16 protein-coding genes and 1 tRNA gene are annotated in these 21,839 nt (G+C 64.8%); 11 read left to right on the top strand and 6 right to left on the bottom strand.

The window, feature by feature from the left end:
- The first annotated feature begins 85 nt into the window (after positions 1 to 85).
- The 5 genes from serS to ACP7BY_RS16135 all read left to right on the top strand — a co-directional run bounded on the left by serS (position 86) and on the right by ACP7BY_RS16135 (position 5,082).
- Positions 86 to 1,366 carry a serine--tRNA ligase gene (serS, locus tag ACP7BY_RS16155; protein ID WP_033965941.1) on the top strand — a complete coding sequence of 427 codons (1,281 nt, stop codon included), beginning with the start codon at positions 86 to 88 and terminating at the stop codon, positions 1,364 to 1,366.
- A gap of 126 nt (positions 1,367 to 1,492) precedes the next feature.
- Entirely contained in the window at positions 1,493 to 2,257 is a 765-nt protein-coding gene (gene surE / locus ACP7BY_RS16150) for a 5'/3'-nucleotidase SurE (protein WP_033965940.1), read from the top strand.
- Positions 2,258 to 2,267: 10 nt separating this feature from the next.
- Positions 2,268 to 3,392, top strand: coding sequence for a M23 family metallopeptidase (locus ACP7BY_RS16145; protein ID WP_126846362.1), 1,125 nt, complete (start codon positions 2,268 to 2,270; stop codon positions 3,390 to 3,392).
- 29 nt (positions 3,393 to 3,421) lie between these two features.
- Positions 3,422 to 4,648 (top strand): tyrosine--tRNA ligase, encoded by a 1,227-nt coding sequence (tyrS, locus tag ACP7BY_RS16140; RefSeq protein ID WP_033965939.1) that lies wholly within the window; start codon positions 3,422 to 3,424, stop codon positions 4,646 to 4,648.
- Positions 4,649 to 4,761: 113 nt separating this feature from the next.
- Positions 4,762 to 5,082 carry a pilus assembly protein PilZ gene (locus tag ACP7BY_RS16135; RefSeq protein WP_033965937.1) on the top strand — a complete coding sequence of 107 codons (321 nt, stop codon included), beginning with the start codon at positions 4,762 to 4,764 and terminating at the stop codon, positions 5,080 to 5,082.
- A 137-nt stretch (positions 5,083 to 5,219) separates the two neighbouring features.
- On the opposite strand, the gene recG is transcribed toward ACP7BY_RS16135, so the two are convergent.
- Positions 5,220 to 7,280, bottom strand: a complete 2,061-nt coding sequence (recG, locus tag ACP7BY_RS16130) for an ATP-dependent DNA helicase RecG (RefSeq protein WP_137902295.1) — start codon at positions 7,278 to 7,280, stop codon at positions 5,220 to 5,222.
- A gap of 87 nt (positions 7,281 to 7,367) precedes the next feature.
- Between recG and ACP7BY_RS16125 the strand changes: the two genes are divergently transcribed.
- Both ACP7BY_RS16125 and mfd read left to right on the top strand, forming a co-directional pair.
- Positions 7,368 to 7,634 carry a succinate dehydrogenase assembly factor 2 gene (locus ACP7BY_RS16125; RefSeq protein ID WP_137902294.1) on the top strand — a complete coding sequence of 89 codons (267 nt, stop codon included), beginning with the start codon at positions 7,368 to 7,370 and terminating at the stop codon, positions 7,632 to 7,634.
- Between the two features lie 200 nt (positions 7,635 to 7,834).
- Entirely contained in the window at positions 7,835 to 11,392 is a 3,558-nt protein-coding gene (mfd, locus tag ACP7BY_RS16120) for a transcription-repair coupling factor (protein WP_426288190.1), read from the top strand.
- 15 nt (positions 11,393 to 11,407) lie between these two features.
- Here the strand turns inward: mfd and ACP7BY_RS16115 are convergent, their stop codons facing one another.
- On the bottom strand, positions 11,408 to 11,812 hold the full coding sequence (locus ACP7BY_RS16115; RefSeq protein WP_052191997.1) for a hypothetical protein: 405 nt from the start codon (positions 11,810 to 11,812) through the stop codon (positions 11,408 to 11,410).
- Complete coding sequence (locus ACP7BY_RS16110; RefSeq protein ID WP_171010431.1) at positions 11,809 to 13,794, bottom strand: putative bifunctional diguanylate cyclase/phosphodiesterase; 1,986 nt, start codon at positions 13,792 to 13,794, stop codon at positions 11,809 to 11,811. The genes ACP7BY_RS16115 and ACP7BY_RS16110 overlap by 4 nt, the downstream gene beginning before the upstream one ends.
- A 99-nt stretch (positions 13,795 to 13,893) precedes the next feature.
- On the opposite strand from ACP7BY_RS16110, the gene moaA reads away from it, so the two are divergent.
- Both moaA and ACP7BY_RS16100 read left to right on the top strand, forming a co-directional pair.
- A complete protein-coding gene (moaA, locus tag ACP7BY_RS16105) occupies positions 13,894 to 14,901 on the top strand; it encodes a GTP 3',8-cyclase MoaA (RefSeq protein WP_137902292.1) in 1,008 nt (335 codons plus the stop codon).
- Positions 14,898 to 15,677, top strand: coding sequence for an NAD kinase (locus tag ACP7BY_RS16100; RefSeq protein ID WP_033963346.1), 780 nt, complete (start codon positions 14,898 to 14,900; stop codon positions 15,675 to 15,677). The genes moaA and ACP7BY_RS16100 overlap by 4 nt, the downstream gene beginning before the upstream one ends.
- Before the next feature lie 58 nt (positions 15,678 to 15,735).
- On the opposite strand, the gene ACP7BY_RS16095 is transcribed toward ACP7BY_RS16100, so the two are convergent.
- Both ACP7BY_RS16095 and ACP7BY_RS16090 read right to left on the bottom strand, forming a co-directional pair.
- A tRNA-Asn gene (locus ACP7BY_RS16095) sits at positions 15,736 to 15,810 on the bottom strand.
- A 62-nt stretch (positions 15,811 to 15,872) separates the two neighbouring features.
- Entirely contained in the window at positions 15,873 to 16,400 is a 528-nt protein-coding gene (locus ACP7BY_RS16090; RefSeq protein WP_081988578.1) for a DUF2141 domain-containing protein, read from the bottom strand.
- A 373-nt stretch (positions 16,401 to 16,773) separates the two neighbouring features.
- Here ACP7BY_RS16090 and ACP7BY_RS16085 point away from each other — a divergent pair, with 373 nt between their 5' ends.
- Positions 16,774 to 17,358 carry a CC0125/CC1285 family lipoprotein gene (locus ACP7BY_RS16085; protein ID WP_137902291.1) on the top strand — a complete coding sequence of 195 codons (585 nt, stop codon included), beginning with the start codon at positions 16,774 to 16,776 and terminating at the stop codon, positions 17,356 to 17,358.
- An 80-nt stretch (positions 17,359 to 17,438) separates the two neighbouring features.
- Here ACP7BY_RS16085 and secA read toward each other — a convergent pair whose 3' ends face one another.
- The gene (secA, locus tag ACP7BY_RS16080) at positions 17,439 to 20,174 is read right to left on the bottom strand and encodes a preprotein translocase subunit SecA (protein ID WP_033963344.1); all 2,736 of its coding nucleotides are present in this window, start codon (positions 20,172 to 20,174) and stop codon (positions 17,439 to 17,441) included.
- Positions 20,175 to 20,737: 563 nt separating this feature from the next.
- On the opposite strand from secA, the gene ACP7BY_RS16075 reads away from it, so the two are divergent.
- A complete protein-coding gene (locus tag ACP7BY_RS16075) occupies positions 20,738 to 21,829 on the top strand; it encodes an extracellular catalytic domain type 1 short-chain-length polyhydroxyalkanoate depolymerase (RefSeq protein ID WP_033963342.1) in 1,092 nt (363 codons plus the stop codon).
- Positions 21,830 to 21,839 lie beyond the last annotated feature (10 nt).

The following is a 21,839-nucleotide window of genomic DNA, read 5'->3' as shown; positions in this document are numbered from 1 at the left end:
GCCTGAGCAGGCGAAAAGCGACCGTAGCGGGTCTTCCCCACGCGAACGGGTTGCGTAGGGCACGGGGCGACGCCATAGCCCGGTCATGCATGATATCCGCCTGATCCGGGACGATCCCGCCGCTTTCGACGCAAGCCTCGCCCGGCGCGGCTTTCCCCCCGTCGCTTCCGAACTGGTCGCGCTCGACGAACGCCGTCGCGCCCTGATGACCGAGGCGCAGGTTGCGCAGGCCCGGCGCAACGAAGCCTCGAAAGCGATTGGTGCCGCGAAGGCCGCGAAGGACGAGGCGACCGCCGCCACGTTGATGGCCGAGGTTGCGACGCTGAAAGAACGGCTGCCCGCGATCGAAGCCGAAGAAAAGGCGCTCGGCGAGTCGTTGAACGCCCAACTCGCGGCGATCCCCAATCTGCCACTCGGCGACGTGCCCGAGGGTGCCGACGAGGCCGGCAATATGCTGGTCGCAAGTCACGGCACCCCCGGCACCTTCGGTTTCACCCCGCGCGAGCACGACGCGATCGGCCCCGCGCTCGGGCTCGATTTCGAAACCGGCGCGGCAATGGCGGGCGCGCGTTTCACGCTGGTGCGCGGCGCTGCGGCGCGGCTCCACCGCGCGCTTGGACAATTCATGCTCGATACGCTGTCGGGCGAGCATGGCTATGAGCAAGTCGTGCCCCCGCTGCTGGTCCGCGACGAGGCGGTGTTCGGCACCGGGCAGCTCCCCAAATTTGCCGAAGATCTGTTCAAGACCACCGATGGCCGGTGGTTGATCCCGACTGCCGAAGTCAGCCTGACCAATATCGTGCGCGAACAGATTTTGAGCGAGGCCGAACTGCCGCTGCGCTTCACCGCACTCACCCCCTGCTTCCGTTCGGAAGCGGGCGCGGCGGGGCGCGACACGCGCGGCTTCATCCGCCAGCATCAGTTCGAAAAGGTCGAAATGGTCTCGATCGTCACGCCCGATGCCTCCGAGGCCGAGCATGAGCGGATGACGGCGTGCGCGGAGGGCTTGCTCAACGCGCTTGGCCTGCCGTTCCGCCGCATGAAATTGTGCACCGGCGACATGGGCTTCACCGCCGCGCGCACCTACGATCTCGAAGTGTGGCTGCCGGGACAAGGCCAGTATCGCGAGATTTCGAGTTGCTCGACCTGCACCGATTTCCAGGCACGTCGCATGAACGCGCGCTACCGGCCCGAGGGCGAGAAAGCGACGCGCTTTGTCCACACGCTCAACGGTTCCGGCCTCGCGGTCGGACGGACGTTGGTCGCCGTGCTGGAAAACTATCAGCAGGAGGATGGCGCGGTGGCGATTCCCGATGTGCTGCAGCCTTACCTCAAGGGCCTCAACCGGTTGGAACCGGCGCGCTGACATCGCCCGTTCGCCCTGAGCCTGTTGAAGGGTAGCCCTCTTCCCGCGCCTGGCATGCAAGGGAGAGCGGTGCTTCGACAAGCTCAGCACGAACGGAAAAGGGCGTCACGCATAAAGGACGACACGATGCGGATTCTGCTGACCAATGACGATGGCTATCACGCGCCCGGGCTCAAAATCCTGGAGGCGATTGCCGCGAAATTCTCCGACGATGTCTGGATCGTTGCCCCCGCCGACGAACAGTCCGGCGCTGGCCATTCGCTGACGCTGACGCGCCCGATCCGGGTGCGCCAGCATGGCGAAAAGCGCTTTGCCGTGGCCGGCACGCCGACCGATGCCGTGATGATGGCGCTGGCCCGGATCATGCGGGAGGCCAAGCCCGACCTGATCCTGTCCGGGGTCAATCGCGGGGCCAATCTGGCCGAGGACGTGACCTATTCCGGCACGGTTTCCGCCGCGATGGAGGGCGCGCTGGCGGGGGTACGTTCGATCGCGCTGAGCCAGGTCTATGATCGCGAGGGACTGGGGGACGCGGTGCCGTTCGAAGCCGCCGCTGCGTGGGGCGAACGCGTGTTGCGCCCGTTGATCGACGCCCCGCTGGAGCCGCGCAGCCTGGTCAACATCAACTTCCCGGCCGGACCTGCCGACGCGGTGAAGGGGATCAAGATCGTGCAGCAGGGCCTTCGCGACTATGGCCGCCTGCAGATCGTCACCAACCGCGATCCGCGCGGGTATGACTATCACTGGTTCGCGCTCGGCCCGACGGAGGAAACACCGGCCCACGCCACCGATCTGGAAGCTGTGCAAGATGGGTACATTGCCGTGACGCCGCTGCATCTCGACCTGACACACCGCCCCTCGCTTGCTATGCTTGGGGCATTGTACGGTTAGGGGGTAGAGTATGGGGCATCGCGGCAAGACGTTTGGTATCGCGATCCTGGTCCTTTCTACACTCACCGCCTGCATTCCGAACCCCGACCGGCCACAACGCGGTTACGACACCCCGCCCCCCTATCAGCCGCGCGACGACCAACGGCCCTATGAACCGCAAGGCGGGGATCGCGCCGAGCGCGAGCAGGAGCGCTACGAACCGCAACGCATCGATGCGGGCGTTTCCGCCCTTCCCGCTCCGCCACCAGCCTGGCAGGCGCGGCCGGTAACCCCCGATGCCGAGACCATTTCCGCGACCAGCTATATCGTCCGACCCGGCGACACGTTGCGCGCCGTGGGGGATCGTACGGGCGCGGGGTCGGAGGCGATCGCGCGTGCGAATGGCCTGACCCCACCGTTCGTGATCCGGCCCGGGCAGCGGCTCGACATTCCCGGCGGGCGCTATCACCTTGTCCGCGCCGGACAGACCGGGATCGCGATCGCGCGCGCTTACGGCGTGGATTGGTCACGCATCGTTTCCGCGAATGAGTTGAACGAGCCGTACACGCTGCGTGTCGGCATGCGCATTGTCATACCCGGCACCGCCAATGGGAGCACAGCCGCCGAGCGCGCCGCGGCGTTCCGGCTCGACATCGACGATATCGTCACCGGTAGTGAACCGGCACTGGCCGCGAACGACCGCCCGGTGCGGCCATCGCCCTCATCGCGGCGCGTGCTCTCTCCCACCCAGGCGATTGCCGAGCCGACCCGTTTTAGCGGCGGTTTCGCCTGGCCAGTGCGGGGGCGCATCGTCGCCCATTTCGGCCCCGGCGCGTCGGGCGAAAAATATAACGGCATCAAGATCGCCGTGCCGATCGGGACGCCCATTCTCGCCGCCGCAGATGGCGTGGTCGCGTATGCCGGCAGTGGCATCCCGACGCTGGGCGGCCTCGTCATCGTCAAGCACGGCGATAGCTGGACGACGGTCTATGGCCATGCCAGCCAGTTGCTGGTCCAGCGCGGCCAATCGGTCCGGCGCGGGCAGACGATCGCATTGTCGGGCGATTCGGGGCTGGCCGACCGACCCGAACTCCATTTCGAGATGCGCAAGGGCCGCACCCCGGTCGATCCGCAGCGGCAATTGCCGGGGATTTAATTCGGGGAAAAATCGGCTATTCGCCCGGAATGACCGAGCACACCTCCGCCCTCCTCCGCCTGCTGTCCGAGCGTGGCTACATCCACCAGACGACCGACGCCGCCGCGCTCGATGCGTTGGCGAACAAGCAGACCGTGCCCGGTTATATCGGCTTCGATCCGACCGCACCGTCGCTGCATGTCGGCAGCCTCGTCCAGATCATGCTGCTGCGCCGCCTTCAGCAAAGCGGGCACAAGCCGATCGTGCTGATGGGCGGCGGCACCGGCAAGATCGGCGACCCGAGCTTCAAAGACGAAGCGCGCAAGCTGCTCGACCATGATGGCATCGCCACCAACGTCGCCTCGATCCGCCGCATCTTCGAACGCTTTCTGGTGTTCGGCGACGGCCCGACCGATGCGATCATGCTCGATAACGCCGAGTGGCTCGACAGGCTGGAATACATCCCCTTCCTGCGCGATGTCGGGCAGCATTTCTCGGTCAACCGGATGCTCAGCTTCGATTCGGTCAAGCTGCGGCTCGACCGCGAGCAATCGCTGTCCTTCCTCGAATTCAACTACATGATCCTCCAGGCCTATGATTTCCTGGAACTGTCGCGCCGCGCCGGGTGCCGCCTGCAAATGGGCGGGTCCGACCAATGGGGTAATATCGTCAACGGCATCGAACTGTCGCGCCGCATGGACGGGACCGAGGTTTACGGCATCACCACGCCGCTCATCACCACCGCCGATGGCGGAAAGATGGGCAAGACGATGTCGGGCGCGGTGTGGCTGCATGAGGACCAGTTGCCGCATTATGATTACTGGCAATTCTGGCGGAACACCGACGACCGCGATGTCGGCCGCTTCCTGCGGCTGTTCACCGATCTGCCGCTCGAGGAGATCGCGCGCCTCGAAGCGTTGGAAGGTGCCGAGATCAATGCCGCAAAGATCGTGCTCGCCAATGCCGCGACCGCGATGTGCCGGGGCGAAGCCGCCGCTGCCGAAGCCGCCGAAACCGCGCGGCGCACCTTTGAGGAAGGCGGTGCGGGCGGCGCGCTGCCGACCTTCGCGGTCGCCGGCCCGATCGGTATTGTCGATGCCCTGATCGGCCTTGGCTTCGCGGCTTCGAAGGGCGAGGCCAAGCGGCTGATCAAGGGCGGCGGCGCACGTGTCGGCGCGGACAAGGTCAGCGATGAGGCATTGATGGTCGAGGTTGGCGACGACCCGGTCCGTATCGCTGCGGGCAAGAAGCATCACGGCCTGCTGGTCCGTGCGTAAATCTCGACAGAACCTCAAAAAATATAACGGTTAGCGGACGTTAAGCGGCTTCGTTGCGACCTGTTTTACATCCTTTGTCGTATTTTTGCCCGGCCCATTAGAGGGGTTTGGCAATGGCGAAGGCACTGGCTGGACAGGTCGCGGACAAGCGCGCCCTGGCCCGCGACGAAGTACATTATCGCGCTCGGGCTTATGGCCCGGACGCACAACAGGTGTCGTTGCTGATCGTGAACCTGTCGGCGCTCGGCCTCATGGCGCGCGCCGAGGTTCCGTATCGCGAGGGGGACCGGTTACGCGTCACGTTGCCGGTGGTCGGTGTCGTGGTAGCGGAAATCCGCTGGGCACTTGGCGGCCGAATCGGATGCGAGTTGGATCAACCGATCGACCTTGCGGACTATTATGAGGTGCTGGCGGTGATGGTGCGGGGTAAATAGCTCAAGCCGTTCGCCCTGAGCCTGTCGAAGGGCCGTGCCCAAGAAATCTGCTCGCGTTTGGCGAGGGGGCTTCGACAGGCTCAGCCCGAACGGACTTTGGGTGATCCGGTTTAAGCAAAATCGAGTCTAGGCGCGCCTCACCCCGATCGCAGCAAGGCAACGCCCGCCTCGCGCTCGAACAGATAGAGCGCCGTTCGCGCCGCTTGTCCGCGCGCGCCTTGCAGGCCACCGTCGCGGTCGATCAGCAGGCGTGCGTCGTCGGTCGCGATGGGCAGCAAGGTGGTCAGCATCTCGGGCGTCGCCAGGCGGAAACCCGCCTCGCCCGATTGCTTGGTGCCGAGCAACTCTCCCGCACCGCGCAACCGCAAATCCTCCTCGGCAATGCGGAAGCCGTCATTGGTCTCACGCATCAGCGCCAGCCGCGCGCGCGACGTTTCGCTCAGCGCTCCGCCACGGATCAACAGGCAGTTCGACTTACCCGACCCGCGCCCGACGCGCCCGCGCAACTGGTGCAATTGCGCGAGACCAAAGCGGTCGGCATGTTCGATCACGATCAGCGTCGCATTGGGCACGTCGACCCCGACTTCGATCACCGTCGTCGCCACCAGCACGCCCAAGTGCCCGCTGGCAAAGGCCGCCATCACCGCATCCTTTTCGGCGGGCTTCATCTTGCCATGGACCAGCCCGACGCGGTCGCCAAAGCGCGCGCGCAACGTCTCGGCCCGCGCTTCCGCCGCCGCGAGATCGCTCTTCTCGCTCTCCTCGACCAACGGGCACACCCAATAGGCTTGGCCGTCATCGGACAGGTGCCGACCCAGTGCATCGACGACATCGGCCAGCCGGTCCTCCGAAATGACGCGCGTTTCGATCGGCTGGCGCCCCGGCGGCATTTCGTCGAGCTGGCTGACGTCCATCTCGCCGTAATTGGCCAGCGTCAGCGTGCGCGGGATCGGCGTCGCGGTCATCGCCAGCAAATGCGGCGCGGCCTTGGCCTTGGCCTGCAACATCATGCGCTGCGCGACGCCAAAGCGGTGCTGCTCATCGACCACGACGAGACCCAGATCCTTATACGACACCGCCTCCTGGAAGATCGCATGCGTGCCGATCAGAATGTCGATCGTGCCTGCCGCCAGCCCCATCAGCGTCGCCTCGCGCACCCGGCCCTTGTCGCGTCCGGTCAGCACCGCGACCTCGACCGGCAAGCCCGCCAGCATCCGCCGCAGCGACTCATAATGCTGCCGCGCGAGGATTTCGGTCGGCGCGAGCAACGCCGCCTGCGCGCCCGCCTCCACCGCCGTCAGCATCGCCAGCGTTGCCACCAGCGTCTTGCCGGCACCCACATCGCCTTGCAGCAGCCGCAGCATCGGTTGCGCCTGCGCCAGATCGCCCTCGATCTCGCGCACCGTCCGCGCCTGCGCGCCGGTCAGCGCGTAAGGCAAGCGCAGCGCCTCGCGCAGCCGTCCGGTCCCGACCAGCGCCCGCCCACGCCGCGCCCGCGACGATTGCCGCACCAGCATCAGCGCCAGTTGGTTCGCGAAGATTTCGTCATAGGCAAGCCGCGTCCGCGCGACGGTATCGGACGGGTCGGCATGAATGCGCGCCAACGCCGCGCGCCAGCCGGGCCAATCGTGCTTCGCCAGCAAGCCCGGCTCGATCCATTCGGGCAAATCAGGCGCGCGCTCGATCGCCTGCACCGCCAAATGCCCCATCCGCTTGGACGTGATCCCCTCCGACAATGGATAGATCGCCTCGCGCTCGGGCGTATCCTCGGCTTCCTCCAGCGGCAGCACATAGTCAGGATGCACGATCTGCAATTCCTGGCCGTACTGCTCCAGCCGCCCGGAAACCCGCCGTGGCTCACCGATCGGCGCCAGCTTCTTGGCCCAGCCCGAATGCCCGCCGAAATAGACCAGGCTCACATAATTACCGCGCGCATCGGTCGCCTGCACCCGCGTCGGCCCGCGTCCGGCGCTGGAACGATAGGATTGCGCGGTCAGCGTGATCGCGATGGTGCGCCCGGCATCGCCCATGTCGAGCTCATCGCGCGCCAGCCGATCGACCCAACCGGTCGGCAAATGAAAGGCGACATCGACCACACGCGACAGCCCGAGCCGGTCGAGCGGCTTGGCCAGGCCAGGGCCAATGCCCTTCAGTGCCGTGACTTCGGCGAACAATGGATTGAGGATATCGGGCCGCATGACTATCTGGGGTGCTCTTACCCCCACCCGGCCACCACCGCCAGCACATGCTGTCGGGGGTCGTCGGGCAATCTGCGTTGGACGCCCATGGACCGCGAAACCCGCCTCAAACGCCTGCGCTTCCGCAGCTGGCACCGTGGCACCAAGGAAGCCGACCTCCTGATCGGCGGCTTTTTCGACGCGCGCTCGGCCGAGTGGAACGATGCCGAGATCACGCTGTTCGAGGAATTGCTGGAGGAACAGGATGTCGACATCATGGCCTGGGCGATCGGAACCGAAGCCTGCCCGCCGCGCTATCAGGGCTCGATCGTCGATGCGCTCAAAGCGCTGAACTACGTACCGATCGCGGAATAAGAAAATCTCCCTCTCCCCGCTCGCGGGGAGAGGGTCGGGGAGAGGGGCAGTAACGCGCACGCCCTTCCATGACTGCCCCTCTCCCGCGCTTCGCTTCGCTCGCTTGCCCGTTGGCGGTAAACAGTGCCCCGCACTGTTTAGGTCATGCCGGGGGCATGACCGGCCGCCGACGCCCCGCAAGCGGGGAGAGGGAAACAAGAATGCCCAACCTGTCGCAAATCCTCACCGCCAAGACCCCACTCACGCTGGCAGGCGTGCCGACCGGGTTCGAGCCGTGGCTGCTCGCCGATCTCGCCCGCGCCGCCAAGACGCGCGCGGTGTTTGTCGCGCCGGACGAAGCGGCGATGCGCGCGATCGCGGCGACCGCCCCCACCTTCGCCCCCGATCTCGAAGTGCTGACCTTCCCGGCGTGGGACTGCCTGCCCTATGACCGCGCCTCTCCCACCCTGCGCGTCATGGCCGAGCGCATGGCGACGCTCTACCGCCTGCAACAGCCGCCCAAGGGCCCGCAATTGCTGCTCACCACCGTCAATGCGGTGGCGCAGCGCACGCTCACGCCGTTCCGCATCCGCCAATTGGTCGCGCGGCTTGCGCCCAAGGAACGGATTGGGCGCGACCGGCTCGCCGCGCTCTTGCAAGCCAATGGCTATGTCCGCGTCGAAACCGTTGCTGATGCTGGAGAATTTGCCGTGCGCGGCGGCCTGGTCGATCTGTTCCCGAGCGGCGAGGAACAGGCGCTCCGGCTCGATTTCTTCGGCGACGAGATCGAAAGCGTCCGCACCTTCGACCCCGCCGACCAGCGCACCACCGGGCGCGTCGAGGGCTTTGTGCTGCTCCCCGCCTCCGAAACGCTGATCGACGAGGACAGCGTCAAGCGCTTCCGCGCGCGCTACCGCGAACGCTTCGGCGCGACCGCGACCGGCGACCCGCTCTATCAGGCGATCAGCGACGGGCGGCGCTTGGCGGGGATGGAGCATTGGCTCCCGCTGTTCGAGGAAAAGCTCGCCACGCTGTTCGATCATTTGGGCGACGGCGCGGTGATCCTGCGCGATGCCGGATCGGTCGCAGCCGCAGAACAACGCTTCGAAGCGATCACCGACTATCACGCCAACCGCGTGAAGGCGCAGTCGAGCGATCCCGGCAGCTATCGCCCGCTCCCCGTCGACAGCCTGTATCTGACCGCCAAGGACTTTGCCGAGCGGTTGGAGGAAGCGCCCGCGCACCGAATCACCGCCTTCCACGAACCCGAAAGCGCGAGCGTAATCGATTTCGGCGTCGACGGGCCGCGCGATTTCGGTGCCGAACGCGCCAATGGCGCGAACGTCTACGAAGCCGTCGTCCACCATTTGCGCGGGCTGGCGCGCGACGGGCGCAAGGCGGTGCTGGCGAGCTATTCGACGGGCGCGCGCGAGCGCTTGGCGGGGCTGCTGAAGGACCATGGCGCGACCAACTTGAAGCTGGTCGATACGTGGCAGGAAGCGCTGGGGGCGTCTGCTCCCCTCCCGCTTGCGGGAGGGGCTGGGGGAGGGACTGCCACCACCCCACCGCCCACGAAAGCTGCAAACGTCCCTCCCCCAACCCCTCCCGCAAGCGGGAGGGGAGTTTCTGTCGCCCTTATCATCCTGCCGCTCGACCACGGTTTCAGCAGCCCCCAGGTCGCACTCCTCACCGAGCAGGACATGCTCGGCGACCGCCTCGTGCGCCGCAACAAGCGCAAGAAATCGGCCGATGCCTTCCTCGCCGAACTGGCGATGCTCACGCCGGGCGATCTCGTCGTCCATGCCGATCACGGCATCGGCCGCTATGAGGGGCTGACCTCGATTCCCGTCGGCCAGGCCCCGCACGATTGCGTCGCGCTGACCTATGCCGGCGGCGACAAATTGTTCGTGCCCGTCGAAAATCTCGAAGTGCTCAGCCGCTACGGCTCTGACAGCGAAGGTGCGAGCCTCGACAAACTCGGCGGCGAGGCGTGGCAGCGCCGCAAATCCCGGATGAAGGAGCGCATCCGCGAAATCGCGGGCGAGCTCATCGCCACCGCCGCGGAACGCGCGCTGCGTCCGGCCGAAACGATCGATCGCGACAGCAGCTATGCCGCCTTTGTCGACCGCTTCCCGTATGAGGAAACCGACGATCAGGATCGCGCGATCGAGGATGTGATGGGCGATCTCGGCAAGGGCACGCCGATGGACCGGCTCGTTGTCGGCGATGTCGGATTCGGCAAAACCGAGGTCGCTCTGCGCGGTGCCTTCGCCGCCGCGATGGCGGGGCTGCAGGTCGCGGTGGTATGCCCCACCACCCTGCTCGCACGCCAGCATTTCAACAACTTCACGTCGCGTTTCGAAGGTTTCCCCTTGAACGTCGGCCGCCTCAGCCGCCTCGTGCCCGGTGCCGAGGCGAAGGCGACCAAGGAAGGCATGGCCGACGGCACGATCGATGTGGTGATCGGCACGCACGCGATCCTCGCCAAGGGCATTGAGTTCAAGCGTTTGGGCCTCGTCGTGGTCGATGAGGAGCAACGCTTCGGCGTCACCCACAAGGAACGGCTGAAGGCGCTCAAGAACGACGTCCATGTCCTCACCCTCACCGCCACCCCCATCCCGCGCACGCTGCAAATGGCAATGTCGGGCCTGCGCGAACTGTCGGTGATCCAGACCCCGCCGGTCGACCGTCTGGCGGTGCGCACCTATGTCATGCCGTGGGACCCAGTGGTGCTGCGCGAAGCATTGCTGCGCGAACATTATCGTGGCGGCCAAAGCTTCTTCGTCACACCCCGCATCGCCGATCTGCCCGATATCGAGGCGTTCATGCGGGATCACGTGCCGGAGGTCCGCTACGTCGTCGCGCACGGCCAAATGTCGCCGACCGAAGTCGAAGAGCGTATGTCGGCTTTCTACGACAAGAAATTCGAGGTGCTGATCTCCACCACCATCGTCGAGAGCGGGCTCGATATCCCAAGCGCCAACACGATGATCATCCACCGTGCGGACCGCTTCGGCCTCGCCCAGCTCTATCAGCTGCGTGGTCGCGTCGGGCGCGCCAAGACGCGCGCTTATGCCTATCTGACCACGCCCGAGAACCGCATCTTGAGCGAAACCGCCGAGAAACGGCTCAAGGTGCTGAGCGACCTCGATACGCTGGGCGCGGGCTTCCAACTCGCCAGCCACGACCTGGACCAGCGTGGTGCCGGCAATCTGCTCGGTGACGAACAGTCCGGGCATATCAAGGAAGTCGGCTACGAACTCTACCAGTCGATGCTGGAAGAGGCGATCATGGACGCCAAGGCCGGTGGCCAACGCCTGCGCCCCAAGGACTTCAGTTCGCAAATCACCATCGACGCCCCGATCCTCATTCCCGAGGAGTATGTGCCCGATCTCGATCTGCGCATGGGCCTCTACCGCCGCCTCAACGATCTCGAAGACCAGAACCAGCTCGAGGCGTTCGCCGCCGAACTGATCGACCGTTTCGGCAAACTGCCCGATCCGACCGAAAACCTGATCCGCATCATCGAGATCAAGCTCAACGCCAAGAAGGCCGCCGTCGCCAAGATGGACGTGGGGCCGAAGGGGGCGCTGGTCACCTTCTTTGACGATACCCCGCCCAATGTCCCCGGGTTGCTCGCCTGGGTCGGCAAGCTCGATGGCGTGGCGCGGCTACGCCCCGACAGCAAATTGGTGGTGTCGCGCGTGTGGGGCGATCCAAAGGCGCGGCTTCACGGCGCGCTGCAACTGTCGAAGGGGTTGGCCAAGGCGGCTGGGTAACGGCCATACCGCCGGTCAGACGGTCACAGGTTCGTCCAGCTTTGCCGATGCGTCATCCATCAAAGCATCGGCATCGAACTGCTTGCGAGTCATGGAGAAGCGGCCGGAATAGCCGGCCAGCCGCCACAAGCCTGCGATCTCTGTGCCCGGAGCGTTCACAGTCCCCGAATACTCCACCGAATGTGCCAGCCGCCCGCTGCCGTCATACGTCTTGGTGAACTCGATTTGTCCGCCATTCCGTGTGCCGTCAACAATGGCGCGCAAAAGGCCCGCCTGCTGCCGATCAGGCTCGGTGATCGTACCCGAAACAAGCGACGCAGATTCCTGCAGCGTCGCGATGAAGCTGTTCGGCATGATGCGTCGGTCGGTCGCGGTCCAACGGCCATACCAAACGCCGGTTACGTCGCGCGGGTCGGTCATCTGGTTGCAACCAGCGCGACGAGCGCTGCCAGTGTAATCGGCTCCGAACACAGGAAGCCCTGGTAGATCTGGCAGCCTTCTTTCGCGAGCGCCTCCAACTGCGCCTCATTCTCCACCCCTTCGGCAATCACCGTAAGCCCAAGCGAGCGCGCCATGTCGATCACGCCGCGCACCACGATCCGGTCGCGCGGGGACCCGGTAATGTCCTGCGCCAGTTTCTTGTCGATTTTCAGATAATCGAGCGGCAACGCCTTCAGATAGGCCAGGCTCGAATAGCCTGTTCCGAAGTCGTCAATCGCAATCCGGCATCCAGCGCCGCGCAAAACCGACAACAGGTTGGACGCAATCCCCAGATCCTCGATCAGGCCGCTCTCGGTAATTTCCAGCGTTAGCCGGGACCGGGGAAAGCCGCTGCTGTCGACGCGGTCAAGAAACAGATCGGCGAAGCCCGGGCGGGCAATGTCCCCCGCCGTCAGATTGAGCGACAACCGCAAGTCGCCAAGCGAGGCCGGCCAGGCCGCCGCCTGGGCCAGCACAAGCTTTTGGATATGATCGGAAAGCCCGATGTCGAGATCGGCACGCGCGGCCGCAGCGAACAACGTCTCGGCACCGATCGTCCCCAGCACGCCATGCTCCCAGCGCGCGAGCGCCTCGACCCCGACGATCGCCCCGCTGGAGACCGAAACCTGCGGCTGGAACAACACGCCGATCTCGCCACGGTCCATCGCATGATTCAGTTCGACCGCAAGCCGGTCGATCGGCTCGCCTTCGCTATCGGAATCGGCCACCCGCATCGTCGCGCTGTCGGATTCGCGCGCTTCGGCCAATGCCTCGCTTGCGCGGCGCAGGAGGGTCGCGGCGGAATCGTCGTCACGCGCCTCGGCAAGGCCGATCCTGCAGCCCAGCACCGCAATCGACTCACCCGTCACAAAGGGGCGCGCCAATTCCGTAGCGACGCGCGCGACCGCCAGATCGATCCGCAAGCGCGGAGCCCGCGCGGCGACGATGAAGGTCGAACCGCCCATCCGGGAAATCAGCGCCTCGCGTCCCAGCATTTCGCGCGCGGCATCGTCGATCCGCTTTTGCGCGCTCCGCAACAGCGCATCACCGGCTGCGCGGCCATAGGCCGTGTTGACCATGTCGAAGCGGTTGAGCGCGACGAGCATCATATGCAGCGGCGCGTCGCCGCCGCTCTCCAACTGCCGTGTCAACCAGCGCCGCGCGCTGCTGGCATCGCGACTGCCGGCCAATGCCTCCCGCATCTCCGCCGCTGGCTCGGGTGCGCTGCCAAGCGGCTCGATCACCGCCTCGATGCGCTGCGTCGCTTCGTCCCATTGCAGATGCTGCACAATGCGGCCGATCCCTTCGGCATCATGGGCGAAGGCTGTTGCAGGACGACCATGCGACATGCGCCGCAGCGCGGCGATCGCCGCAGCCCGGTCCCCCCTGTCGAGGCGGCGCAACAGCGCGCGGACGCCAACCTCCCGCTCCAACCCAAGAAGCGCCATCAAACCAGGCGTCAAAACCAGCGTCTTTTGCGCTAGATCATAGCGCCAACCCAGCGGAGCGAAGACGGGAGCCGCAGCCCATTCATGTGCCATCCGCTCTGCATGGCGGGCGGCGAAGCGGAGCGCCTGGAGGAACTCCGCTTCACTGAACGGGCTCGCCAGAAAATGCGTCGCGCCCGCCTCGAACAGCGCTGCAATGGTCCCGACCTCACCGCGCGAAACCAGCGCCAGCAATGCACCGCCATTGGCTTCGATCGCGCCGCTGAGCATGGCGACTGCGCTGACACCGTCCTCGGTCGCGCCCCGCGCGTCGATCACCGCGACTGCGGCTCCGCTTGAAAGGAAACGCCGCTCCGCACCACCGGCCCGCCGCGCTGCAACGACTTGCCATCCCGCTCCCGCAGCCAGCGATGCAAGCTCATCGCGCTGGCGAAACGACAGGACGAACAGCGGAGCTTGATACGCAGCAATCATACTTTGATCCTAGTGAAGCGCCGCCGAATAAAGAAGAGTGAGCTTTGCACGGCGCAATGCCCTTGTTCGCACCTCCATGAAGGCTTAGCTCCACAGCAGATGATCGCAGCAACCGCCCCTGCTCCCGGCCTTGTCGACCGCCACGGTCGCACGATCAGCTATTTGCGCATTTCGGTGACCGATCGCTGCGACCTACGATGCCGCTATTGCATGGCGGAACATATGACGTTCCTGCCCAAATCGGCGATTCTGAGCCTTGAGGAGATCGCGGTCATCGCCGAGCGCTTTATCGCCCGCGGCATTACCAAGATCCGCCTGACCGGGGGAGAACCGCTGGTGCGACGCGATATCGCCGAACTGGTAAAGCGGCTCGGTCACCATATCGGTGCCGGTCTCGACGAATTGACCATGACGACGAACGGCAATGCCCTGGCGCAGCACGCTCCGGCAATGGTTGCCGCCGGGATCCGGCGGATCAATGTGAGCCTCGACAGCCGCGATCCCGAAACCTTCCGCTACATCACCCGCCACGGCGATGTGGCGCGGGTCATCGAAGGCATTCTGGCCGCGCGCGACGCCGGGTTATCGGTCAAGATCAACCTGGTCGCGCTGAAAGGCCTGAACGAACACGAGATCGCGCCGATGCTGGAGTGGTGCGTCGCCGAGCGGCTGGATCTGACGCTGATCGAGACGATGCCGCTCGGTCAGATCGACGAGGATAGGGCCGATCGCTTCGTGCCGCTGACCGCAGTGTTCGACGAGCTGGCCGGGCGCTTTTCGCTGGTACGCGACACGCATCGCAGCGGCGGCCCCGCGCGTTACTGGCGGGTGGACGGCACGCAGACCAAGCTCGGACTGATCTCCCCGCTGACCGCCAATTTCTGCGACACCTGCAATCGCGTTCGGCTGACCACGGAAGGTGTGCTGTATACCTGCCTCGGGCACGACGATCAGGTCGATCTCAAAACGATCCTGCGCAGCGAGGGTGTCGACGGGCTGGATGTTGCGCTGGACGCGGCGATGCAGACCAAGCCTGCACGCCATGAATTCGATATCGCAGCGGCCGCCCCTGCGGTCGCCCGTCATATGAGCGTTACCGGCGGATGACGTCGCCGCAGCGCCGCGCTCTAGTCGCCTCGCCTACTCCACAGGCGCAAGAGGCGGCGGCCGTACTTGCGGACGCGCACGATTGGGTGCCGCCCGAGGAGGCCGAACTGATCGTGGCGCTCGGCGGCGATGGCTTCATGCTGCAAACGCTCCATGCGATGCTCGAACGGCGCAAACCGGTCGTGCCGGTGTTCGGCATGAACCTCGGCACGGTCGGTTTCTTGATGAACGAATGGCGTCCGCACGGGCTGGACACGCGATTGGAGCGAACCAAGGCGTTCAAGGTCGTGCCGCTCGCCATGAACGCAACCACCATCGATGGCGAAACCCACGCGCTGCCCGCAATCAACGAAGTGTCGCTGCTGCGCGAGACGCGCCAGACCGCGAAACTGGAAGTGACGGTCAACGACCGTGTCGTGATGCCCGAACTGGCGTGTGACGGCATTCTCGTCGCGACCCCGGCCGGATCGACTGCCTATAACCTGTCGGCACAGGGGCCGATCCTGCCGCTGGGCTCCAACATGCTCGCGCTGACGCCGATCAGCCCGTTCCGCCCGCGGCGTTGGCGCGGCGCGATCCTCCCCGACAAGACGCGAATCACGTTGCGTGTGCTCGAACCCGCCAAACGCCCGGTCAGCGCGGTCGCCGACCAGCGCGAGGTTCGCGATGTCGCGGTGGTGGAAATCATGATCGATCGCACGCGCGAACTGACATTGCTGTTCGATCCCGAACACGCCCTCGACGATCGCATCACGATGGAACAGTTCGTCGCCTGACGCCGATAGGCGTCCGTGGCAATTGGTGTCGCTTCCTGAACACCACCGCTGAAAAAAATGGCTCCCTGAGTAGGATTCGAACCTACGGCCGCTCGATTAACAGTCGAGAGCTCTACCGCTGAGCTATCAGGGAACACTGCGGAGGCGGGCCTATAGCAGCGAGATTCGCAGACGCGCAAGGCCCGTTTTCAGCTTTTATCGCGATGGGCCAAAACCACCGAGGCCACGGAGATATTGGGTCTTGATATCGACCACCGCGACACCGTTGCCGACATCGACCGCCGCATCATCGACGCGTGGACGCGCGCGGCCGATCCGGGCGTTGCTGCGCAGCCCCACGCCGTCTTTCCAGAAGTCGAACTTGTCCTGCGCGCGGCGCGAATGCAGGAACAGCAAAGCGTAGCGGCCAGGGTGCGGCACGCGGATGCACAGCGACACCGGCCCTGCATTGGGCGCATCGACCGTCACGCGCCGGAAAATCTTGCCCTCGGCCAGCAGATCCATGTCGGGGCGCATGAAATCCTTGTCGTTGGCGGGATAGAGCTCCAGCCTGAGCAGGCCGGTGCGGTCTTTCAAGTCCGATACGTTGACCTGAATGGCGGGTCCACGGCCTGAAGCGCAGTGGCTGGCGTCCGCCCCCATCACGCCACCCGCAAGAGCTGCGGTCGGGCACCCTGCCAGCGCGACCAGCGTCAGGGAGAATGCCGAGAACATCACTTTCATGATCGGTCCTGAAATCGCGAGGCCACGCGGGCCCGTTACGAAAAGAGACCCCCGAACCCATGGACGTGCGGCGAATCGCCCCGTGTGCAGCATGGTTAAGACGGTCGTGTCATTCGAACGACGCCGTCCACCCGCGGAAACCACCTCAAGCCGCTTGGCAAGTGCGGCAAAGCGTTCCGCTAAAACGTCGAATGGAAATTCACTCCTTTCGTCGCGCGTCAGTCTCCGTTCAGCTACAAAGGTTTATGCGATTCGCGACCAGTGCGATTGTCCGGAGCCTTGCCACGGGTGGATCGTTCTGCGCTTCATGGCCTTGGCTTCGCGGCCCTGTCGGCAACACTCGTCGGCCGGCGTCGCGTTTTTGGAGATCGACATGCCGCTACCTTCTTCTGCCCTACGCAAAACCCTCGCGGTAGCGCTCGGTGCCGCGACCTTGCTTACCTCGGCGTGCGCGACCGAATCGACCTATCGCCCCGCGACCGGCCATGGCTTCGAACGCTCGGGCTATAGCGATCGTCAGATCGAGGATAACCGCTTTCAGGTGAGCTTCTCGGGCAACAGCTATACCTCGCGCGACACTGTCGAGAAGTACCTGCTGTACCGCGCTGCCGAGCTGACGTTGCAGCGTGGCTATGACTATTTCATCTTCGCCGATCGCGATGTCGATCATCGCTCGCGGGTATATTCCACGCCCAGCATCGGCGGTGGTTATGGCTTTGGCGGCTATTGGGGCCCGAGCTGGCGCTATCGCGGTCGCGGCTTTGGCTGGCGCACCTGGGATCCATTCTTCGGTGATCCCTTCTTCGACCGCGGCGTCGATATCGATACGATCGACAAATATGAGGCCAATGCCGAAATCATCGTCGGCAAGGGCCCCAAGCCTCGCGACAACATCAAGGCGTTCGACGCGCGCGAAGTGATCCACAATCTCGGGCCGAGCATCGTCACGCCCAAATAAGCGCTTACGAAAAAGGCCCCCTTCCAAACTGGAAGGGGGCCTTTTTTGTTGCCTGCAATCAGCGCCGCGCAGCGCTCAGATCACACCGCACCGTGGCAATGCTTGTACTTGCGCCCCGAACCGCACGGGCATGGTGCATTGCGGCTGACCTTGCCTTCCCATTCCGACGGATCCTGCCCGAAATCGCTTCCATCGGGCAGCGGGATCGAGAGAGGGGCCAGCCGGGTGGTGATGTGGCCGCTCGTGCCGCCATCCTGGTCCATCGTGTCGTCATCGCCCGTGAACGGGTCGAAATGCGAGGTGATGAAGTCGGGCAGCGTCGGAAGCTGTGGCGCTTCCTGGATCTGGAACTGCGCGAAGGCGATCGTACGCGTCACATCCTCGCGAATGTTGGCGAGCATCCGCTCGAACAGCGAGAACGCCTCCTGCTTATATTCGTTGATCGGCGTCTTCTGCGCATAGGCGCGCAAGTGGACGACCTGCCGCAACGCATCCAGCGTCGACAAATGCTCCTTCCAGTGATGGTCGAGATTTTGCAGCAGGATCGACTTCTCGACCCGCACCCAGGTTTCCGGGTCGAGCGAGGCGGCTTTCTCCGCAATCGCGTCGTCCGCCATCGTTTGCACGCGGCTTTCGATGATCTCGGGGTCGATCGCTTCCTCTTCCAGCCACGCCTCGATCTGCGGCTCCAGGTTGAGCATCTCGGCCAGCGCTGCCTTCATGCCGGCAATATCCCACTGCTCGGGATAGGTGCCCGGAGGGCAGGCTCCGCCGACGATCGTGTTAACCGTTTCCGCGCGCATATCGGCGACCACGTCGCCCACCGTGTCGGCATCCATGATGTCGGCGCGCTGTTCGTAAATCACCTTGCGCTGATCGTTCATCACGTCGTCATATTCGACGACCTGCTTGCGGATGTCGTAGTTGCGCGCCTCGACCTTCTTCTGCGCGGTCTCGATCGCCTTGGACAGCCATTTGCTGCCGATCGCTTCGCCATCGCCGATGTTGGAGCGCATCATCTTCGCGAACAGCGTGTCCGGCCCGAAGATGCGAAGCAGATCGTCGTCGAGGCTCAAATAGAAGCGGCTGAGGCCGGGGTCGCCCTGACGGCCCGAACGGCCGCGCAACTGGTTGTCGATGCGGCGGCTTTCATGCCGCTCGGTGCCGAGCACGAACAGCCCGCCCGCCGCCAGCACATTGGCCTTTTCATTCTCGATCTCGGCCTTGATCCGCTCGATCGCGGCGTCGCGCTCGGGGCCTTCCTCGAGATCGGTCAGCTCGTCATTGATGCGGAATTCGAGATTGCCGCCGAGCTGAATGTCGGTGCCGCGCCCCGCCATGTTGGTCGCGATGGTGACGGCGCTCTTGCGCCCCGCCTGCGCGACGATATGCGCTTCCTGCTCATGGAAGCGCGCGTTGAGCACCTTGTGCGCAACGCCTTCCTGGACCAGAAAGTCGCTGAGCAACTCCGACTTTTCGATCGACACCGTGCCGACCAGCACCGGCTGGCCGAGATCGGCGTGATGCTTGATCTTCTTGGCGATCGCGCGGAACTTGTCGGCGGTGTCCTTGTAGAATTCGTCTTCCTCGTCGATCCGCTTGACGGGGACGTTGGTCGGGATGGTAACGACGTTCATCTTGTAGATGTCGTAAAATTCCGCCGCCTCGGTTGCCGCCGTGCCGGTCATGCCGGCGAGCTTGGGGTACATGCGGAAATAGTTCTGGAAGGTGATCGAGGCCATCGTCTGGTTTTCGGGCTCGATCTCGACACCTTCCTTGGCCTCGATCGCCTGATGCAGGCCGTCCGACCAGCGACGGCCATCCATCATACGACCGGTGAATTCGTCGATGATGACGACCTTGCCGTCCTTGACGATATAATCGGTGTCGGCCTTGAACATCATGTTCGCGCGCAGCGCCTGGTTGGTGTGGTGCACCACCTGCGTGTTCTCGAAATCATAGAGATTTGCGCCCTCGAGCAACCCGGCATCCTCGAGCATCCGCTCGACCTTCTCGGTGCCGTCCTCGGTCAGGATGATCGACTTCTGCTTTTCGTCCTTCTCATAATCCTCGGGCGAAAGCTGCTTCACGACCAGATCGACCGAGCGGTACAGGTCAGACTTGTCGTCGGTTGGGCCCGAGATGATCAGCGGGGTACGCGCTTCGTCGATCAGCACCGAATCGACTTCGTCGACGATCGCCATCGCGAACGGGCGCTGCACCATCGATTCGCGATCGTACTTCATGTTGTCGCGCAGATAATCGAAGCCGAACTCGTTATTGGTGCCGTAAGTGATGTCGGCGGCATAGGCCTGGCGGCGCTGTTCATCGGACAAATTGGGCACGATCACGCCCACCGTCATGCCGAGGAAATTATAGACCTGCGCCATCCAGCCCGCGTCGCGCGCCGCCAGATAGTCGTTGACGGTAATGACATGCACGCCCTTGCCGGGCAGCGCGTTGAGATAGGTGGCGAGCGTCGCGACCAGCGTCTTGCCCTCGCCCGTGCGCATCTCGGCAATTTCGCCGCGGTGGAGCACGATGCCGCCGATCATCTGCACGTCGTAATGCCGCTGGCCGAGCGCGCGCTTGGCCGCTTCGCGCACCGTGGCGAAGGCCTCGGGCAGCAGATCGTCGAGCTTTTCGCCCGCCGCGAGACGTTCACGGAACTTGGCGGTCTGGCCCGACAGTTGCTCATCGGACATGGCGGAGATGACGGGCTCGAAGCCGTTGATCTTGGCGACGATGACGCCGAGCGATTTGACGTAGCGGTCGTTGGACGACCCGAAAAGCGATTTGGCAATGCCGCCGAGCATGGAGAATTCCTGTTAAGATAAGGCATCGGCCGCGCGTTGCGCGGCGACGACGAAGTCGATGGGAAGATAGGATCCGCGCAAGAGCGGACAACGGCGAAGCGCTATTCGCGACGCCGTCCTGCATAGAGCGGGTTTGCGGGCACGAGCGCGAAGCCGGTAAATTCGGGCGCGCGGGACAGTGCGACTAGGCCCGCCACCGTATTGGCCGGTCGCAAGACGCTGGAGCAGGATCGGGCGACTCGCGCGGTCGCCCGGACCACAGCTGCGGCCCGGTGCAACTCAACCCCCGGCGCGCGCGTCCCCGTCGCCCCGGTAAGGGCGCTGAGCAAGGCGGAAAGGATAAGCAGCAGTTCCAAAGTCGCACGTCACCCGTCGGTGGAGCCGCCGCACTTAGGGATATTTCCGCCGTGCGTCCAGCATCGCGCACCTACCGCGATGTCAGGCGGAAGGCTTGCATTTGCGCGATGCCGCACCATTTCATTGTGCATCGCAGCATAAATTGCGGTACACTGTCCCAAAGAAAGAATCCACGCCCCGCACGACGGGCCGGATAGAGATGTCGCATGCCTGGTCTTTCCGAAACGCTGTCTCGCCTTGCCGCTGCGCGCGCAAACGCCACGCAAATGCCGATTCCCGAGTCCGATCGGCTCGCTGACATTTCCGATTTCGGCAGCGATCCCGGCAATTTGCGCGCGCGGCACTATATTCCGGCGGGTTTCGCGGCGGGGGCCCCGCTTGTAGTGGTGCTCCACGGCTGTACCCAAAACGCGGCGGGATATGATCACGGGTCGGGCTGGTCGGCGCTGGCCGATCGCTATGGCTTTGCCTTGCTCTATCCCGAGCAGCGCCCCGCCAACAATCCCAACCGCTGCTTCAACTGGTTCGCCGCCGAGGATATCGCGCGCGACCAGGGCGAGGCCCTGTCGATCCGCCAGATGATCGCGCACATGATCGGCGCCTATCATATCGATGCGACGCGCGTTTTCGTGAACGGGCTGTCGGCCGGTGGCGCGATGACGATGGTCATGCTCGCCACCTATCCCGAGGTGTTCGCCGGTGGCGCGGTGATCGCCGGTCTCCCTTATGGTACCGCGACCTCGGTCGGCGCGGCGTTGCAACGGATGCGGGGCAGCGGCCTGCCCGATGGCCCAGCCCTCGCCGAACTGGTGCGTGAGGCGGCACCAACCCCGCTACGCTGGCCGCGCCTGTCGGTGTGGCACGGCACGGACGACCAGACCGTCGCGAACGACAATATGGAAGCGATCATCGCACAATGGGCGCTGCTTCAGGGCATCCCGCTCGATGCCGCCAAACGCGACCAGGTCGATGGGCAGGCGCGCCGGCGCTGGCTGAGTTCGCGCGGCACCGTGCGGATCGAAGCCTATAGCATTGCCGGACTTGGTCACGGCACGCCGATCGATCCCGTCGGGGATGCAGCGTGCGGCACCGTTATGCCCTTCATGCTCCCGGCCGGGATCTGCTCGACCCGCCACATTGCCGCCTCCTGGGGCATTGCCGACGCCGCCGATATCGAGGTCCCTTCGCGCCGCTCGACACCACCGGCACCGCTGCGCGCCGCAGCGCGCCCGATCGCGCCCGGCGGAGTGGCAAAGGCGATCAGCGATGCGCTGCGCGCGGCTGGGCTGATGCGCTGATTCGGCAGCT

This window comes from Sphingomonas sp. PSPC2-2 (genome assembly GCF_049897725.1).
GTDB lineage: Bacteria > Pseudomonadota > Alphaproteobacteria > Sphingomonadales > Sphingomonadaceae > Sphingomonas.
Note: the sequence above shows the minus strand (reverse complement) of the source record. Positions and strands in the feature narration are given on the sequence as shown.

Bases quoted from the DNA above. Each gene is read 5' to 3' on its own strand.
- ACP7BY_RS16135 (WP_033965937.1), top strand. From the start codon at position 4,762: ATGGCGAAGGCACTGGCTGGACAGGTCGCGGACAAGCGCGCCCTGGCC.
- ACP7BY_RS16145 (WP_126846362.1), top strand. From the start codon at position 2,268: ATGGGGCATCGCGGCAAGACGTTTGGTATCGCGATCCTGGTCCTTTCT.
- ACP7BY_RS16090 (WP_081988578.1), bottom strand. From the start codon at position 16,400: ATGAAAGTGATGTTCTCGGCATTCTCCCTGACGCTGGTCGCGCTGGCA.
- mfd (WP_426288190.1), top strand. From the start codon at position 7,835: ATGCCCAACCTGTCGCAAATCCTCACCGCCAAGACCCCACTCACGCTG.
- ACP7BY_RS16115 (WP_052191997.1), bottom strand. From the start codon at position 11,812: ATGACCGACCCGCGCGACGTAACCGGCGTTTGGTATGGCCGTTGGACC.
- ACP7BY_RS16110 (WP_171010431.1), bottom strand. From the start codon at position 13,794: ATGATTGCTGCGTATCAAGCTCCGCTGTTCGTCCTGTCGTTTCGCCAG.
- moaA (WP_137902292.1), top strand. From the start codon at position 13,894: ATGATCGCAGCAACCGCCCCTGCTCCCGGCCTTGTCGACCGCCACGGT.
- tyrS (WP_033965939.1), top strand. From the start codon at position 3,422: ATGACCGAGCACACCTCCGCCCTCCTCCGCCTGCTGTCCGAGCGTGGC.
- serS (WP_033965941.1), top strand. From the start codon at position 86: ATGCATGATATCCGCCTGATCCGGGACGATCCCGCCGCTTTCGACGCA.
- ACP7BY_RS16085 (WP_137902291.1), top strand. From the start codon at position 16,774: ATGCCGCTACCTTCTTCTGCCCTACGCAAAACCCTCGCGGTAGCGCTC.
- secA (WP_033963344.1), bottom strand. From the start codon at position 20,174: ATGCTCGGCGGCATTGCCAAATCGCTTTTCGGGTCGTCCAACGACCGC.
- surE (WP_033965940.1), top strand. From the start codon at position 1,493: ATGCGGATTCTGCTGACCAATGACGATGGCTATCACGCGCCCGGGCTC.
- ACP7BY_RS16100 (WP_033963346.1), top strand. From the start codon at position 14,898: ATGACGTCGCCGCAGCGCCGCGCTCTAGTCGCCTCGCCTACTCCACAG.
- ACP7BY_RS16125 (WP_137902294.1), top strand. From the start codon at position 7,368: ATGGACCGCGAAACCCGCCTCAAACGCCTGCGCTTCCGCAGCTGGCAC.
- ACP7BY_RS16075 (WP_033963342.1), top strand. From the start codon at position 20,738: ATGCCTGGTCTTTCCGAAACGCTGTCTCGCCTTGCCGCTGCGCGCGCA.
- recG (WP_137902295.1), bottom strand. From the start codon at position 7,280: ATGCGGCCCGATATCCTCAATCCATTGTTCGCCGAAGTCACGGCACTG.